15 protein-coding genes are annotated in these 14,875 nt (G+C 58.3%); 2 read left to right on the forward strand and 13 right to left on the reverse strand.

Annotated features, from left to right (window positions below):
* Positions 1-24 precede the first annotated feature (24 nt).
* Positions 25-774, forward strand: coding sequence for an SDR family NAD(P)-dependent oxidoreductase (locus AWB69_RS15235; protein ID WP_062086055.1), 750 nt, complete (start codon positions 25-27; stop codon positions 772-774).
* 106 nt (positions 775-880) lie between these two features.
* On the opposite strand, the gene AWB69_RS15240 is transcribed toward AWB69_RS15235, so the two are convergent.
* The 7 genes from AWB69_RS15240 to AWB69_RS15270 all read right to left on the reverse strand — a co-directional run bounded on the left by AWB69_RS15240 (position 881) and on the right by AWB69_RS15270 (position 8,704).
* The gene (locus tag AWB69_RS15240; protein ID WP_062086056.1) at positions 881-2,074 is read right to left on the reverse strand and encodes a cytochrome P450; all 1,194 of its coding nucleotides are present in this window, start codon (positions 2,072-2,074) and stop codon (positions 881-883) included.
* Between the two features lie 117 nt (positions 2,075-2,191).
* The gene (locus AWB69_RS15245; RefSeq protein ID WP_062086057.1) at positions 2,192-3,022 is read right to left on the reverse strand and encodes an HpcH/HpaI aldolase/citrate lyase family protein; all 831 of its coding nucleotides are present in this window, start codon (positions 3,020-3,022) and stop codon (positions 2,192-2,194) included.
* Positions 3,019-4,305 carry a spinster family MFS transporter gene (locus AWB69_RS15250; RefSeq protein ID WP_062086059.1) on the reverse strand — a complete coding sequence of 429 codons (1,287 nt, stop codon included), beginning with the start codon at positions 4,303-4,305 and terminating at the stop codon, positions 3,019-3,021. The genes AWB69_RS15245 and AWB69_RS15250 overlap by 4 nt, the downstream gene beginning before the upstream one ends.
* Positions 4,306-4,450: 145 nt before the next feature.
* Entirely contained in the window at positions 4,451-5,611 is a 1,161-nt protein-coding gene (locus AWB69_RS15255) for an acyl-CoA dehydrogenase family protein (RefSeq protein ID WP_062086061.1), read from the reverse strand.
* Between the two features lie 26 nt (positions 5,612-5,637).
* Positions 5,638-6,498, reverse strand: coding sequence for an FAS1-like dehydratase domain-containing protein (locus AWB69_RS15260; RefSeq protein ID WP_062086063.1), 861 nt, complete (start codon positions 6,496-6,498; stop codon positions 5,638-5,640).
* A 2-nt stretch (positions 6,499-6,500) separates the two neighbouring features.
* Entirely contained in the window at positions 6,501-7,397 is an 897-nt protein-coding gene (locus AWB69_RS15265) for an alpha/beta fold hydrolase (protein ID WP_062086065.1), read from the reverse strand.
* 29 nt (positions 7,398-7,426) lie between these two features.
* A complete protein-coding gene (locus tag AWB69_RS15270; protein WP_197500242.1) occupies positions 7,427-8,704 on the reverse strand; it encodes a cytochrome P450 in 1,278 nt (425 codons plus the stop codon).
* 157 nt (positions 8,705-8,861) lie between these two features.
* Between AWB69_RS15270 and AWB69_RS15275 the strand changes: the two genes are divergently transcribed.
* Entirely contained in the window at positions 8,862-9,047 is a 186-nt protein-coding gene (locus tag AWB69_RS15275) for an MmgE/PrpD family protein (RefSeq protein ID WP_062086069.1), read from the forward strand.
* A 239-nt stretch (positions 9,048-9,286) separates the two neighbouring features.
* Here the strand turns inward: AWB69_RS15275 and AWB69_RS15280 are convergent, their stop codons facing one another.
* The 6 genes from AWB69_RS15280 to AWB69_RS15305 form a co-directional block, all read right to left on the reverse strand.
* Complete coding sequence (locus tag AWB69_RS15280) at positions 9,287-10,471, reverse strand: thiolase family protein (RefSeq protein WP_062086071.1); 1,185 nt, start codon at positions 10,469-10,471, stop codon at positions 9,287-9,289.
* A gap of 6 nt (positions 10,472-10,477) precedes the next feature.
* Positions 10,478-11,167, reverse strand: a complete 690-nt coding sequence (locus AWB69_RS15285; protein WP_062086073.1) for a TetR/AcrR family transcriptional regulator — start codon at positions 11,165-11,167, stop codon at positions 10,478-10,480.
* A 104-nt stretch (positions 11,168-11,271) separates the two neighbouring features.
* Positions 11,272-11,484: a ferredoxin gene (locus AWB69_RS15290; protein WP_062086075.1), complete on the reverse strand. Its 213-nt coding sequence runs from the start codon at positions 11,482-11,484 to the stop codon at positions 11,272-11,274.
* A gap of 45 nt (positions 11,485-11,529) precedes the next feature.
* Positions 11,530-11,850 carry a 2Fe-2S iron-sulfur cluster-binding protein gene (locus AWB69_RS15295; RefSeq protein ID WP_062086077.1) on the reverse strand — a complete coding sequence of 107 codons (321 nt, stop codon included), beginning with the start codon at positions 11,848-11,850 and terminating at the stop codon, positions 11,530-11,532.
* A 20-nt stretch (positions 11,851-11,870) separates the two neighbouring features.
* Positions 11,871-13,142 (reverse strand): NAD(P)/FAD-dependent oxidoreductase, encoded by a 1,272-nt coding sequence (locus AWB69_RS15300; RefSeq protein WP_062086079.1) that lies wholly within the window; start codon positions 13,140-13,142, stop codon positions 11,871-11,873.
* Between the two features lie 55 nt (positions 13,143-13,197).
* Positions 13,198-14,820, reverse strand: coding sequence for an ATP-dependent acyl-CoA ligase (locus AWB69_RS15305; RefSeq protein WP_062086081.1), 1,623 nt, complete (start codon positions 14,818-14,820; stop codon positions 13,198-13,200).
* Between the last annotated feature and the right edge of the window lie 55 nt (positions 14,821-14,875).

Here is a 14,875-nt window from a genome sequence, read left to right on the forward strand (position 1 = left end):
CACATCAATTTTCAGGAGACACCGATGTCAAAAAAATTCGAAGGCAAGGTAGCGGTGGTGACAGGCGCGGGGGGTGGGATTGGCGAGGCGGTGGTCCAGGATCTCGTGCTGAATGGCGCCAGCGTGCTGGTTGTCGATGTCCAAGCTGATAACGCGGAGGCGGTGGCGCGCGCGATCCGTGAGCAGGGCGGCGAGGCGCTCGCTTTCTGTGCCGACGTGTCCGTGCTGGAGCAGAGTCAGGCAATCGTGGAGAAGGCCGAACACGCTTTTGGCGCGCTGCACTACGCAGTCAATAACGCGGGCATCAGTGGCAGGTTCGAGGCGCTGGCGGACGTCGACGCAGAAGAGTGGCGCAAGGTGATCGGCGTGAATCTCGATGGTGTCTTCTATGGCATGAAATTCCAACTGCCGGCGATCGAGAGAGCCGGTGGCGGAGCGGTGGTCAACACGGCTTCGATCTACGGGCACCTCGGTTTGCGCCGGCTCGACGCGTATACCGCAAGCAAGCACGCGGTGCTCGGACTCACCCGGTCAGTGGCGATCGAATACGCAACACGTGGGGTGCGTGTCAACGCAGTGTCGCCCGGGCCGATCTCGACTCCGCTGACACGGGGGGCGAAGGAACAGACCGATGCCATCGCAGCACTGACGGTGATGAAACGGATGGGTGAGCCGGTCGAGATTGCCAAGGCGGTGTCGTTCCTGCTGTCGTCGGACGCCTCGTTCATTACGGGGTCCGAAATCGTGGTCGACGGGGGTGTCCTGCTGTCTTGACGAAACGAGGCTGTGTCCGGTACTCAGTCTTGTGGCCGATGTAGATTGCTGGTCACCGGAAATTCCGGCGACCAGCCCTGTGGCAAGCGTTTGCGTTAGCCTCCGGTCAGTGGTCCCACTGCAGAGGCAGTTCCTTGACAGCATTGATACGGCCGGATTTCACGACGACCTTCGCACCATCGGCAATACGGAACACTGGAATGCGGGAGAGCCACTCTTGCAGAAAAACACGCAGCTCGATGCGGGCAAGCTGCGCGCCAAGACAACGATGGATTCCGGTCCCAAAGCCCATGTGTACCTTGTTTGACCTGCGAAAGTCGACCGCCATTGGATCGGGGTATTTCCGTTCGTCGAGGTTGTAGAGCGCGGCGGGCAGCAGTACGAGGTCTCCTGCACGCATCGGGAAGCCTTTGAATTCGAAATCTTGTGTCACCATTCGGCCAAAATTTGCAATCGCGTGCCGCCGCAACAGCTCTTCCACTGCATCCGGAATCAAGTCCGGCTCCTCGACCAACTGGCGGCAATGTTCAGGATGGCGGGCCAGGAAGTTCATGAAAAAGCCCATTGACGAAACAACTGTGTCCAGGCCGCCGAACATGACATTCGCGGTCATGCTGAGGACCTCGTGCCGCGTTGTCTGACGGTCGCCGACCCGTGCAGCAAGCAGCCGGCTAATGAAATCGTCACATGGCTTTTGCTCTCGCTCGGCAATGCGTTCCTGAAGGTAGCCCATCATCGCATTCACGGCGCGCATGAACGATTCCGGGTCGGGATCGCGCGACAGCCAGTCGGCGGCCGGCAGTAGTACTTCAGCATGTTCCCGCGGCAACTGCATCATAGCCAGAAAGATGTAGATCGGCATCCGCTGGGCGACGTCGGACTGGAACTCGCAGCCTCCGCGGCTCACCAGCCCGTCGATCAATTCCAGGCTCAACCCGTGCATGTTTGCTTCGAGTTGCTGCACGGCCTTGGGCGAAAAGAAGGGTTGCAACAGACTACGGTAAAACGTGTGGTCCGGTGCGTCCGCCTCTCCCGGAAAGAATTGCATCTCGCGCTCTTCGCGCGACATCGCCACGCCCTTGTTCGAGAAGCGTTCAGAATCTCGCCAGCTTTCACCAATGTCCTCGGCTCGTGTGAACACCCAGTGGCCGCCGTTGAGCGGTGTGTAGAAAATCTCCGGGCCTTCGTGGAGTTTCTTCCAGCCAAGATGGATGTCGCCGTCGATGGGTTCTACCGCAAAAAAATCGAACTTGAGGATCTTGTCGGAGGCGATGTCCGGGTTTGGCAGGGGCGTGTGCATGAGATGAGTCCTCCTGATGACGGTTAGTCCGGATATCCCGCGATTTCAATTGCGCGATTCGTTCAACGCTGATGCTCGCATCTGGCAACTGCGGGGATGGCTGTGGATGCGGCACGGTCAACGCAGACGAGCGGCTTCGACAATGCGCTGCGCCCTGATCACAACGGGGCGGTCGATCATCTCGCCATCCAGCGCGACAGCCGCACCGCGCGCATTGGCCGCCGCTTCCAGAACGCGCTTCGCCCAGGCACACGCGCTGGCATCAGGGCTGAACGTCTCGTTGACAACCTGGACTTGCCGCGGGTGTATGCAAAGCTTGGCGCCAAAACCAAGCCGCCGCCCGCGCAATGCATCCTTCGCGAGCATTTGCGGGTCATTGATCGCCGTGGTGACGCTGTCGCAGGGCGGCGGCAGGTTCGCGCAGCGGGAAGCCAGAACGAGCCGCGAGCGGAACGGCAACAGTTCCATATCGTCTCCGTCAATGCCCATGTCGAGCTGGAAATCGATCGAACCGAATACCAGACGCCGCAACGCCGGTACTTGTGAGAGCGAGTTCACATTGGCCATGCCCTGGGCGGTTTCAATCAACGCCAGCATCGCGATGTCGCGTCCGACCTGAGCGGCGACGGCGGTCACATCATCCGCGCATTGCGTCTTGGGAAGCATCACACCTGCTATGCCAGGATGCCTGCATAGCGCGAGATCCTCTGCCAGCCACGCCGTGCCGATTGCGTTGATTCTGACAATAGCGTGATGATCCGGCGTGACGAAGTTGGCGATCGCATCGCGTGCGGCCGATTTGTTATCCAGCGAGACCGCGTCCTCGAGATCCAGGATGACGGCGTCGGCATTGGCGTCAAAAGCCTTCTTAAAGCGCTCCGGGCGGTCACCCGGTACGAACAGATAAGAGCGCGCCTGCGTGGCGCAACACGTTGCGGACAATGTCATTTGATGATCTGCTTGATTGAGATGACCGCACTGTTCGGGGGGGCCAAGGGCGGAAAGGGCGCCTGCGTGCGCTCGTAGTCCGAAAGCAGCGTGCGATTGGTGGAAAAGCAGACAACCGCTGCACCGATGGCCCCTGCGAGCAAGATCAAAAGCGAGTAGCGAATTGAACTATCCCCGAACTCCGGCTGCAAATGATCATTTAAAGCACCGACGAGGAGTGGCCCCAGGCCGTAGCCCAGTACATTCAGGAAGAATGCCACGATAGCAGCGGCGAGGCCGCGCATTCGCGGCTTGGCAACCGTCTGCGTCAATGCGTGAATCGGCGTGGCCCAGACTGAGAGGAACCCGATCGCGCATCCGTACATGGCGAACGCAAGGTTGCGATTTGGCGTCAGCAGGAATGCCGCGCCGAACGGAACCGCCAGCAACATACCGCTTGCCGCGATACGCATGTACCAGCGCAGATCCCTACGTGAAAGGTGGTCGGCGATTACACCGGCGCCGATCGTGCCCGCCAACAATCCAATCGCCGAAGCACTTCCGAGTTTGGTGCCGAGCTCTTGCGCAGCAACACCATGGACGCGCATAAAAAACGTTGCGGCCCACGACTGCATGCCGTAGTTGACGATACCGCATGTCATCGACGAAAGCGCAAGGAAACGAAACGCCCGGAGTCTGCCTAACCATTTGAGGGTTTCCCGAAATGGCGGCCTTGATTCCACTGTCAGATCGGGATCGGACATTCCGCGTGGAGGTTCCGATACCACGAACCGGATAAATATGGCGAGTAAAAGGCCGGGAGCACCGATAATCAAGAAAACGGTGCGCCACGCAAAATGTGTCATCAGCAAGCCGCCGGCGAAGAGCCCGAGGCCGATACCGATGGAAGCTGACGCGTTGTACAGTCCAATTGCCTTTCCGCGATTGTGTCGAGAATAGAGATCGGCAATGATCGAATGCGAGCCTGGGTTACAGCCAGCCTCGCCAAACGCGACGCCCATTCGGGCCATCGCGAGCTGGGCGAACGATTGTGTTACGCCGCACAGCATGGTCATCAGGCTCCATACGCCGACAGACGCAGCAATGACGGACCGCCGCGTGCCTTTATCTGACAGGTAGGCCATTGGCAATGCGGCCGTTATGTAGATTGCTGCGAAGGCCATACCTGTCAGGAGTCCCATCAGCGTGTCGCTGGCATGGAATTCATGCTTGATGGGGCCGATGAGGATCGTAATTAATTGCCGATCCGCGAGGTTGACTGCCACGACCACGCACAGCAGCATCAGGACGCACGCACGCCGGGATCGACTCCACCGCGCTACAGACCCGCCGGACAGCGGAAAGGAATCGATCAAACCGCCGCGCGGAACTTCCTGGTCCGAAATGTCTGGGAGGGCAGATGAGGGGCTTTGAAGTGGCATAGGTCTCTCAGAAGGATCGCGGTAAGCCAAGAACGTGTTCAGCGACGTAGCTAAATATCAGGTTGGTGGAGATGGGCGCGACCTGATATAAGCGCGTTTCCCGGAATTTTCGCTCGACATGGTATTCGCACGCGAAGCCGAAGCCACCATGGGTCTGCAAACATACGTTGGCGGCTTCCCACGACGCTCTCGCTGCCAGATATTTGGCCATGTTGGCCTCCGCTCCGCACGGCTGGTGCGCATCGAACAACTGCGCCGCCTTAAAGCGCATCAGGTCGGCGCTCTCGACATCGATGTACGCCTGCGCAATTGGGAACTGCACACCCTGGTTTTTGCCGATTGGCCGGTCGAAGACGATCCGCTCGTTGGCGTATCGGGTCGCCCGTTCGACGAACCAGCGGCCGTCGCCAATGCATTCGGCGGCAATCAGCGTACGCTCGGCGTTAAGACCGTCGAGGATGTAGCGAAATCCTTTGCCTTCCTCTCCGATCAGATTTTCCTCGGGGATCTCGAGATTGTCGAAGAACAACTCGTTCGTTTCATGATTGACCATGTTGGAAATCGGTCGAACGGTAAGGCCTTGCTTCATTGCATCCTTCAGGTCGACGATGAAAATCGACATGCCTTCGGACTTCTTTCCGACCTCCGCCAGTGGTGTTGTACGCGCTAGCAGGACCATGAGGTCCGAATGCTGCACGCGTGATATCCAGACCTTTTGTCCATTCACGACATAGCGGCCGTCTCGCTTGACTGCCGTGGTTTTTAACTGGGTCGTGTCGGTGCCGGTCGTGGGCTCGGTGACGGCCATCGACTGGATACGCAGTTCCCCTGCGGCGATTCGCGGCAGGTAGCGAGCCTTCTGTTCGGCGGTGCCGTTACGAAGCAGGGTGCTCATGTTATACATCTGGCCGTGCACGGCACCTGCGTTGCCGCCGCATCGGTTTATTTCTTCCATGATCACGGTCGCGGCCGAAAGCCCTAGCCCAGATCCGCCGTATTGTTCTGGAATCATTGCCGAGAGCCATCCGGCACCCATGAGCGCGTTGACAAACGCTTCCGGATATCCCCGCTGCTCGTCGATCTGGCGAAAGTATTCGTCGGGGAAACCCGCGCACAGGGAGCGTATCCCATCACGTATTTCCTGAAATTGCTCGTTCTGATATTGCACGGGAGGCCTATCCTTGGAATTAGGTACTACTCGACTTGCGCAACGGCGTCGGTGCATAAGGCGCCGTGATCGTCACGCGTCCAAAGCTGGACGGTCTTGCCATCTGCCGCAAGCTGTCCGCAGAGGTCGAACGGCCTGCCTTGAAAAAGTGGGCGCACGGCCCGAAACGCGAGATGGACGACGCGCTTGTCGGGCAGGTTGCGCTGAAGATGGTCCAGAAGCAGCGTAACGGTCAGCGGACCGTGCACGACGAGCGCGGGATATCTCTCACTTTCGCGTGCGTATTCGACGTCGTAATGAATGCGATGGGCGTTAAAGGTGAGAGCCGAATAGCGAAACAGCAGCACAGGGTCGGCAACCAAGGCGCGTGACCAATGTTCGTCGCGCGGTGCGATTGCCGGCGCGGGGGATGGGTCAGCCTGGCTGGGATGGCCCCTGTACACCAACTCCTGGGTTTCTTCGATGGCGTCGCGTCCTTGGCTGTCCGAGTGGACGGTGCGCAGTGTCACGAAGACAAGCGGCCCGCTTCGGCCGTGCTTGAGGCCTACGCCGACAACCTCGGTCCAGCGCGTCACGATATCGCCTATCGCCAGCGGGTGCTTGAAAGCGATCGTACTTGCAGCCCACATCCGTCGAGGCAGAGGGACAGGAGGAAGCAAGTCGCCTCGAGCCGGATGTCCGTCGCTGCCGATCTGGGACTGAGGACATACGGGCAGGAAATACAGCCACTGATAGAGAGGCGGCAAAGCATCGCCGGGGCCAGTACGGATATCCGAGCGTTCAAGAGTTGCGGCGAGTAATGTCGCAGGTGCAGAGGTTATTGGCTCGGTGCGTGTCTCGCGGCGGCCGATCCAACTGCGCAGATGTTCGAGGTCGAGGGAATTCATGACTACTTGTCCGCGGCTTGCTTCGGCACCTGCGTGACGAAATCGGCAATCGCGCTATTGAAGACGTCATTCTGGTCGCCCGCGACCATGTGAGCCGCGTTCTGAACGTTGACCCACTGACAATGTGGTATCAGGTTCAGCAATCGGGTCGCGCCTTCAGTATCGACGACTTCGCTCAGAGAGCCGCTAATCAACAGCGTCGGAACACTGATGGAAGCGGCTGCGCGCTCCATCTGCGCAAACATGCCTTCTTCAGCGCGTTGTTGGGAGCCGGCATGAAAGGCCGGATCCCAGTGCCAGTACCATCGGCCGTCAGGTCCTCGTCGCAAATTCTTAGCCAGGCTCGCGCTTGATTTCGGCCGCGGCCGATGAGGAAGATACAGCGCAACGGCGTCAGCAACTTCATCGACAGTCGCGAAGCCTGTCGCGCCGGCCGTCATGAAACCGCGGATTCGATCGAGGCCCTCGCGCTGCATAGTCGGAACCACATCAACTAAGACCAGCCCGCGCACGGCAGGCAACACTTGTCTTTGGACCGCAAGGAGCGACGCGATTCCGCCAATTGAAGCGCCGATCAGAATCTGGGGATCTCGCTGCGTTGCGAGCACAGCGAGCAGATCGTCGACAAACGCTCCGATCGAATAATCCGCATCGGCGGCCCAGGCACTATCGCCGTGACCGCGCAGATCGAGCGAGATCACGTGACATCCCTGCGCGATTAGCCGCATGGCCACATGTCGCCACGCATAACGGGTTTGGCCGGCACCGGGTAGCAGTATCACTGGTATGCCGTTCGGGTCACCGCCGACGTCCGCGGCCAGCGCCAAACCTCCCTTTCCGGCAAACCGGACGAGGCTGGTCCGATGCTGGGGCGACGTCTGGGCCGAGTGGCGAGTCATGGGCGGTCGCTCCACATTGACTGACACGCTCACCAGATCAGCGGCAAGGATTCCATGCTGAACACACCGCCGCCGTGAGTCACAATTTCTGCTCCGGGCTTTACCTTGAAGGGCGGTACCTGCGTGAGCCATTCCTCGATACCCGTGATAATTTCGCGGCGCGCGAGGTGGGATCCAAGGCAGCGATGAGGCCCGTATGCGAACGCGTTATGCGGATTTGGGCTGCGGGTTAGCTGAACCTTGTTCGGGTTTTCAAACTCGCGAGGATCTCGCGAGGCAAGGATGGTCGAGCAAGTTACGTTATCGCCTTTTTTGATTAGCACTCCGGCCAACTCGACGTCCCGAGTTGCATAGCGGTTTGTGTTGACCACCGCGAAGGCGCGAAACAGCTCCTCTACCGCGGTTGGAATCAGCGAGAAATCGTGACGCAGGCTGTCCTGGTCGGCGGGGTTTTCCGCAAGGTGGCGGAAATGGTAAGAAAAACTGCTTGTAACAGTGTCTAACCCAGCAATGAAGAGCAGCACGCACATGCCAGTGACTTCAGCGTCGGTCAGAGGACGCCCGTCCACCTTCGCAGTGACGGCAAAGCTGATTAGATCGTCAGTCGGTGATTTACGGCGGTCTTCAACCAATTCCTGCAAATACGCTGCGACCTGCTGCATCGCCCCCGCACGCGTGAACTTGTCCCGCATGATCAGCGCTTCCCATTCCATGAAGCGGCCCATGTTGTCCATGGGCAGGCCCATCATGTCGAGAAATATGCCGACAGGAAAAGGCTTGGCAAAGTCTTCCACAAAATCGCAGGCGCCTTTGGCGTAACACGCCGCGACGAGTTCCTTTGCCCTGTTACGGACCTTCTCTTCCAACGTCTTCATACGTGCGGGCGAGAAGATCGGATTCATGATCGCCCGAAATTTCGAGTGTTCGGGTGGATCCATTTCCAGCGGGATCAATCTTAGCGAAGAATTCGAACGCGAAACGGCACTCGAGAAAGTTGCGGCGTCCTGCAGGACTGCACGGATGTCCTCCGCGCGGGTCGGCACCCAAGTGCCCGGACCGGGAATCGCATTGTGATGGATGGGTGAAAAGAAGATGCGCGGCCCGCTATGTAGCTCGGACACAGTCGAATGCGGGTAACTGCCGAGGTCGGTCCGAAAATCGAACGCCCGCACGAGTTCAGGCGGAACATGGTCAGGTATGCCCGGTTGGCTCGATTCTGTTCGTTCAGTTGTCCGCGTCACATGCATTTGCTGGTCCTCCAGTGTCTCGAATTTAGTTTTTTGGCGGCAGGCGGCGCGGCTTGACAAGGCTCTCGCACCTATTGAATTCATTCTCGCAAAAAGATGACGCTACGTCAACTATTGTGAACTATTCTCTCGTGAAGAAGCTTATAAAACTGAATTCTCGGGTCCATTGAGTAATCCGAGGTGCATCATATAAAATGACGACGCAGCAGTTATAGGTATGCTGATCCACAAGGGTACGCTGATCCTCGGTTGGCTTGGTACCAAGGTCGCCGGTGTGTTCGGCGCGGTAGGCGCGGCAGCGCGTTTGCTCGAGCTCGATGCCGGGCAGGCCACGCACGCGCTGAGTGTGGCCGCCAGTGACCCGTCTGGAACCATGGAATACGACCAAGTGGTGCAGAGGTGAAGAGGTCAGCTTACTCCTCGCGGGTTGCCCGAGTGTTCTGCTCCAGACGGTGAGCTCAATGCCAAATTCCGTGGGCTTGTTTCGGGAATTGCGGACGATGAACACGCTGTGCGCATTGTCGAGGCAGTCGACGCGTTGGACAATCTCGATGACGTCGCGACTCTGGCCGAGATGCTTGCTCCGTAAGACGGTTGTCTTTCTCCTACAGCGCCCGCGATGCGGCAGGGTGCGCATTACCGCTAAACGCGGGTCAATAGGATGCAGCCGGCGAGGGGACCGCCACCTGCCGCAGCTAAACCAACCTCCGGCTTGCCGGCGACTTGTCGATCACCGCCTTCATCCCAAAGTTGGATGCAGGTTTCCCACAACAAGCCGAAGCCGTGCAACCGGCCAGCGGACAATTGACCGCCGCCGGTGTTGAGGGGGAGTTCGCCATCGCGAGCAATGCGCCAGCCGCCCTCCACGAAAGCACCGCTTTCCCCTTTGCCGCAAAATCCCAGTGCCTCGAGCCAGATCAGGGTCAGGATGCTGAAGCCATCGTATAAGTTTGCAACTTGTATGTCTGTGGGTCTGAGGCCGGTGCGCGTCCACAGATGCCGTCCGGCATCATTAGCTGCCATGCTCGTCAGGTCGTCGAACTGATCCCATGAGTTGCGTCCGTATAGAGCGCCGCTCATGGCTTCTATACGCAGTGGAGGTTTGCGCAACGTCTTGGCGGCGTCGAGGTTCGAGACGATGATGACGGTCGAACCGTCGATTGGCGCATCGCAATCGTACAGGCAGAGCGGTTCGGTGATCATTCTGGCCGCTAGATAGTCGTCAAGGTTCATGGGCTCGCGGTATAGCGCGAGCGGATTAACCATCGCGTTGCGGCGGGCGTTGACCGCGATGGCGCCCAACTGTTCCCGGGTAGTACCGTACTCGTGCATATGGCGAGTCGCGACCAGTGCAAGTGGATGCGCAGCCGACAGGCCGTTAAAAGGCCGAATCCACGACATCAGGCCATCCACACGGGAAGCCTCTGCGGTGTCTGCCGTCTTTCGGCTGCGCGCCTTAACTTGTTCGGAGTACTGGCTAAGTGTGCGAAAGCAAATTACATGCTGTGCCTGCCCAGTCGCGACTGCCATCGCAGCATTCATGACTGCGCTAAGCTGGCCGGGCGCCTCCGGAGAGGCCGCAAACCAATTGAGTTTCAGGTCCAGCGACTCCTTGATTTCACGTAGGGTAACCGGCGCCATGCCTGGAGTCGACGATATACCGGGCCACGAACTCAATCCGTCGATGTCGTCATAACCCAGACCGGCATCGGAGAGGGCGTCGTCAATGGCGTCGAGCGTGAGCTGCAATGCGCTCTGGCCGGTTTGGCGTCCGGCGAGCCTCAGGCCGATGCCACTGATTGCAGTTCGACGTTCGAGAATCTCCATGTTGCCTCAGGTCGTAACGCGCTTAGCGGGGGCCATCGCACTCGCCACCAGGAAAGCTGCGGAGGAAATCAATTTCGGGCGCGAATGATGACGTCTGAGCGGAAGCCGGGAAATCGCGCTGATTCGCTCCATTAGCGCGAGCACAGCAGACGCGCCTGATGACGGATCTAGTCCGTTATTTGCGGCCTCAATGCGTGTTGTGAGCAGCTCGTGAATACGGGCAACCGCCTTATGGCGCGCTTCCTCGAAGCGCCGGTCACCCTCGTCGGCTGCGAGGTTCCGAACGCGCAAAATTGCGTGGTGCTGACGAGTGAAATTCACGTAAGCACTGACTAGCGCACGCGCGTTGGCATCTGCATTTTCCGCGGTCCACTCTTTACTGAGAAGCACCTCGATTTCGGGCGTGATCTGGATGATCGTTTCTGCAACTGCTAGCGCGGCGGCCGCGACGTCGGAGAAGTAAATGTAAAACCCCGATGATGAGGTGCCGGCGGCTGCGGTAATGTCTGCGACGCTCACGTCGCGCAGGGATCGCTTTTCCAATAGCTCGACCGTTGCTTTAATCAAACGCTCGCGGGTCTCGGCACCTTTTCGTCCAATCGATTGCCCGTAAAGGTTCCGAGGCCGTGAACCCTTCCGGCCATCGATTTCGTTCGTAGATATTTCCGCTGACTGAATAAGATCGGTCGTTTTCATGTCGCTATGCCCTAATATCGCGCTACTTGCTGAAGACGACGGTCAATTAATGACCCCGTGTCAGTTGTGATTATACCGTTCCACGCTTGTCCGGGGGCGGATTGTCATTTCTTGTCAGGTGCGGTGTCGTCATCAAGAGTCAGCGCGCGTTCGGGGCAGGCGCGCATGCCCCGGCGCGCCAACGCCTCCATGCCGTCCGGAACGAGTTTCTCGTCGAACGAAATGTAGCCGCTTTCGTCGAGTTCGAACAGTGAATCAGAGACTGCTGCGCAACGCGCATGTCCGGCGCATCTAGAACGGTCGACGATTATTTTCATCGGTGTCTCCATGGAGGCCAATTAGTGGCTTGGCTCGATACGGCATTAGAACTGTGACTTTGGCAATCGTACTACCAAGCCGTCGAGCTCTGGTGTGACCTTGATCTGACAGCTCAGCCGGCTACCGCTTCTGACATCGAGCAATCCCTCGATAAGAGACTGCTCATCGCTCTGGGACTCGGGAACATGTACGAGCCACGCTTCGTCAAGATAACAGTGACAGGTTCCACAACTGCAACTTCCACCACAGTCGGCAACGATGCCAGGTACGCAATGGTCAACGGCCGCCTGCATCAGCGAGCGGCCAACGTCCTCTTCAACAACATGCTCGGTACCGTTATGTTCAATAAATTTGATCGTGGGCATGATTCAAGCGTCGTTAAAATCTATTGGGCTGCGTCGGAAAAGACACTCTGAAGAGGTATCGTCTCGTCCGCAAGGGCGCTACGGTTATTGATCAGCGGCTGTTTGGCGACGACTCGCTTTGCGAGCATAAACGCAGCCGGCGAATTCACCGCATCCGCGGCGATAATCCGCCCTTCCTTCAGATAGAAAGCAATGAAGCTTCGCGCTGAAGGTTTGCCGCGGACTACGAGGGTATCGTAACCGTGCGAAAGCCCTGCCATTTGCAGCTTCAGATCGTATTGATCGGACCAGAACCACGGCACCGACTCATCTGGGCAGGGTTGGCCGCATAGAGCGGCGGCAACGGAGCGAGCCTGTTCGAGCGCGTTGGGCACGGATTCGAGCCTGACTCGCCTCCCATAAAGCGCGCTCGGGCGGCTGGAGCAATCGCCGATCGCAAAAATATTCGGGTCGGACGTTCTGCCGGACTGATCTACTGCAATGCCATTGTCCACCGTGAGACCAGCCTCCTGTGCGAGCTCCACGTTGGGAATGAGGCCAATCCCAACGATCAGAAAATCTGTAGTCAAGACGGTGCCGTCGGCGCAGACGATAGTCTTGACCGCATCGCCCGAGGCGTCGAGTTCGAGGCGTTCTAGCTGTGCCGATGTGCGAATGTCCACACCCGCTTCCCGATGCACTTGTTCGTAAAAAGCAGACAGCTCGGGCGCGGTGACGCGCGCCAGGACGCGCGGCAACGCTTCCAGAACCGTCACGTGCACGCGCTGTCGGCTGGCGATAGCGGCCACTTCGAGTCCAATATAGCCGCCGCCTATTATGGCGAGCCTGAAGCCGGGCTTGAACTGACGCCGAATACTATTAACATCGTCGATTGTGCGCAGGTAATGAAGATTCGACAGGCGCTGGACGCTCTTTGCTTCATGTGCCAACGATAAGGGGCGCGGCCGCCCCCCGGTTGCGAGTATAAGCTTGTCATATGGTTCTTCGGCTCCATCGGCGAGCGTAACTATCTGGTGTGCAGGGTCCAGTTTGACAACTCGGACGCTAGTGCGAACGTCTATGCCCAGCTTTTCATATATGCTCGTCGGCTTCAGATATAGCGCCTGCTCATCCGCTTCGCCGGATAGGTAACCCTTGGACAGCGGCGGTCTCTGGTAGGGCTGGTAGGGTTCCTCGCCCAGCAGGAGCAGCCGTCCCGTATATCCCTTTTGCCGCAACGATACCGCCACTTCGCTTGCCGCGTGGCCGGCGCCGACTATTACGGTATTTGTGGCGTGCGCTTCGTCAGGCATCTTTGGCTCTCTGATTCTGATGTGCTGAATTACCCCAACAGCTTGGCCGATTTGCCTATCGCTTCGGGACCTGCATGCCGCTTTTCTCCCGATCCCACGTAGCCTGGGTGCAACCCTCGGCACGCAGTTCGTACTTTAGTACTCTTCCCACGGGATTTCGCGGGAGATCAGAGCGAAACTCGAAGTAACGTGGGATTGTAAAATAGGGCAAGCGGTCGATTGCCCACACACAAATATCTTCTTCCGTGATGCCGGCGCCGTCTTTCAGGACGATCGTCGCTTTCACATCGTCTTCCCCAGACTCGGAGAACACCGCGTGCACAGCCACGTCTGCAATGTCCGGATGAGCGCGTAATCCTGTTTCCACCTCAAAGCTTGAAATGTTCTCGCCCCGGCGCCGCAGGTAGTCCTTCATTCGGTCAACGAAATAAAAATAGCCGTTCTCATCGAACTTGCCTATGTCTCCACTGTGCAGCCACATATTGCGCATGATTTTCAGCGTGTCTCCGGGGCGATTCCAATAGCCTTCGAACATAATATGCGGGCGGCGCGGACGAATGACGATCTCGCCCGGCGTATTGGGCGGCAATTCATTGTCGTTGTCATCAAAGATGCGCACATCGAAGTCCTCGTTCGCGCGCCCCGAGGAACCTGGCGGCGCGGACTCATCGGAGCGCATCCCTGTAACCACGCGCGCTGCCTCGGTCAGTCCGTAGCTGTTCGACCCCGCAGTCTCTACTCCGAAACGTTCTTTCCATTTTTTCTGCAGCGGGGCGGGAAACGGCGAGCCGCGAACGGTATGCAATTGACCAAAACATGCTGTGGATGCTTCGCTATCTTCTGCTTCGGCGAGGAAGGTGATCATCGAACCCAGCAGGCTGGCGACTGTCGCACCGCTACGTCGGATGTCGGGCCAAAAGCGCGATACTGAAAAACGTGGAAAGATCGCTACTCGTGCACCGACGAACATGCAAGATAGTATGGTTCCTCCAGTCGCGTTCATATGAAATAGCGGAAGCGCCGTCCAGTTGCAATCCTCACTGTGCCGGTCTTCCATCTGAACCACCTGTCTGCCGAGGTTGCAGACATAGTTATGGCTGATCATGCAGCCCTTCGATGGACCGGTCGTACCGGCGGTATAAATCAGCATCGACAGGTCGGTCGGAGAGTTTGTGTCGACAAGCGGCTCGCTGGAATCGGTGAAAACGGAGGCCAGTTCTGCTGTCTGGAGAATAGAGGCGGGAACCAATGGTCCGCTTCGCTGCAAAAGTACGGTAGCTGACGAAAGTCCGCTTTCAATGTCAGCTACCCTCTGCGCGTAATCAGCCTCCGCGATCACTATCTTAGCGCCGCAGTCGTTCAACTGATGCCGCAAAAATTCGCCCTTATAGGCTGTATTGACTGGCACGCTGATGCCGCCTGCCTTGTTGATTGCGAACCAACTTAATACTGCCTCGATGTTGTTGTCAAGAATGCTAGCGACGGTTTCCCCTTTCTTGACACCAAGCTCAATCAGACCGTGCGCGAGTCGCGTGGACTCGCGATCAACATCGGCGTAACTATGCAGTTCGCCGCTGAAATCGAGAAATATTCGGTCGCGATACTGTGCCGCCGAGCGGGCCAACGCTGCGGTTACGGTGTCCTGCGTACCGAGGGACCAGGTCTTTTGCTCATTCATATGCTGTCGTCTCAAGCTTCTCGCGTTCGTTGGCCCGCAGGAGCCGCGCGGGTTG

This window comes from Caballeronia udeis, from assembly GCF_001544555.2.
GTDB classification, from domain to species: Bacteria; Pseudomonadota; Gammaproteobacteria; order Burkholderiales; family Burkholderiaceae; genus Caballeronia; species Caballeronia udeis.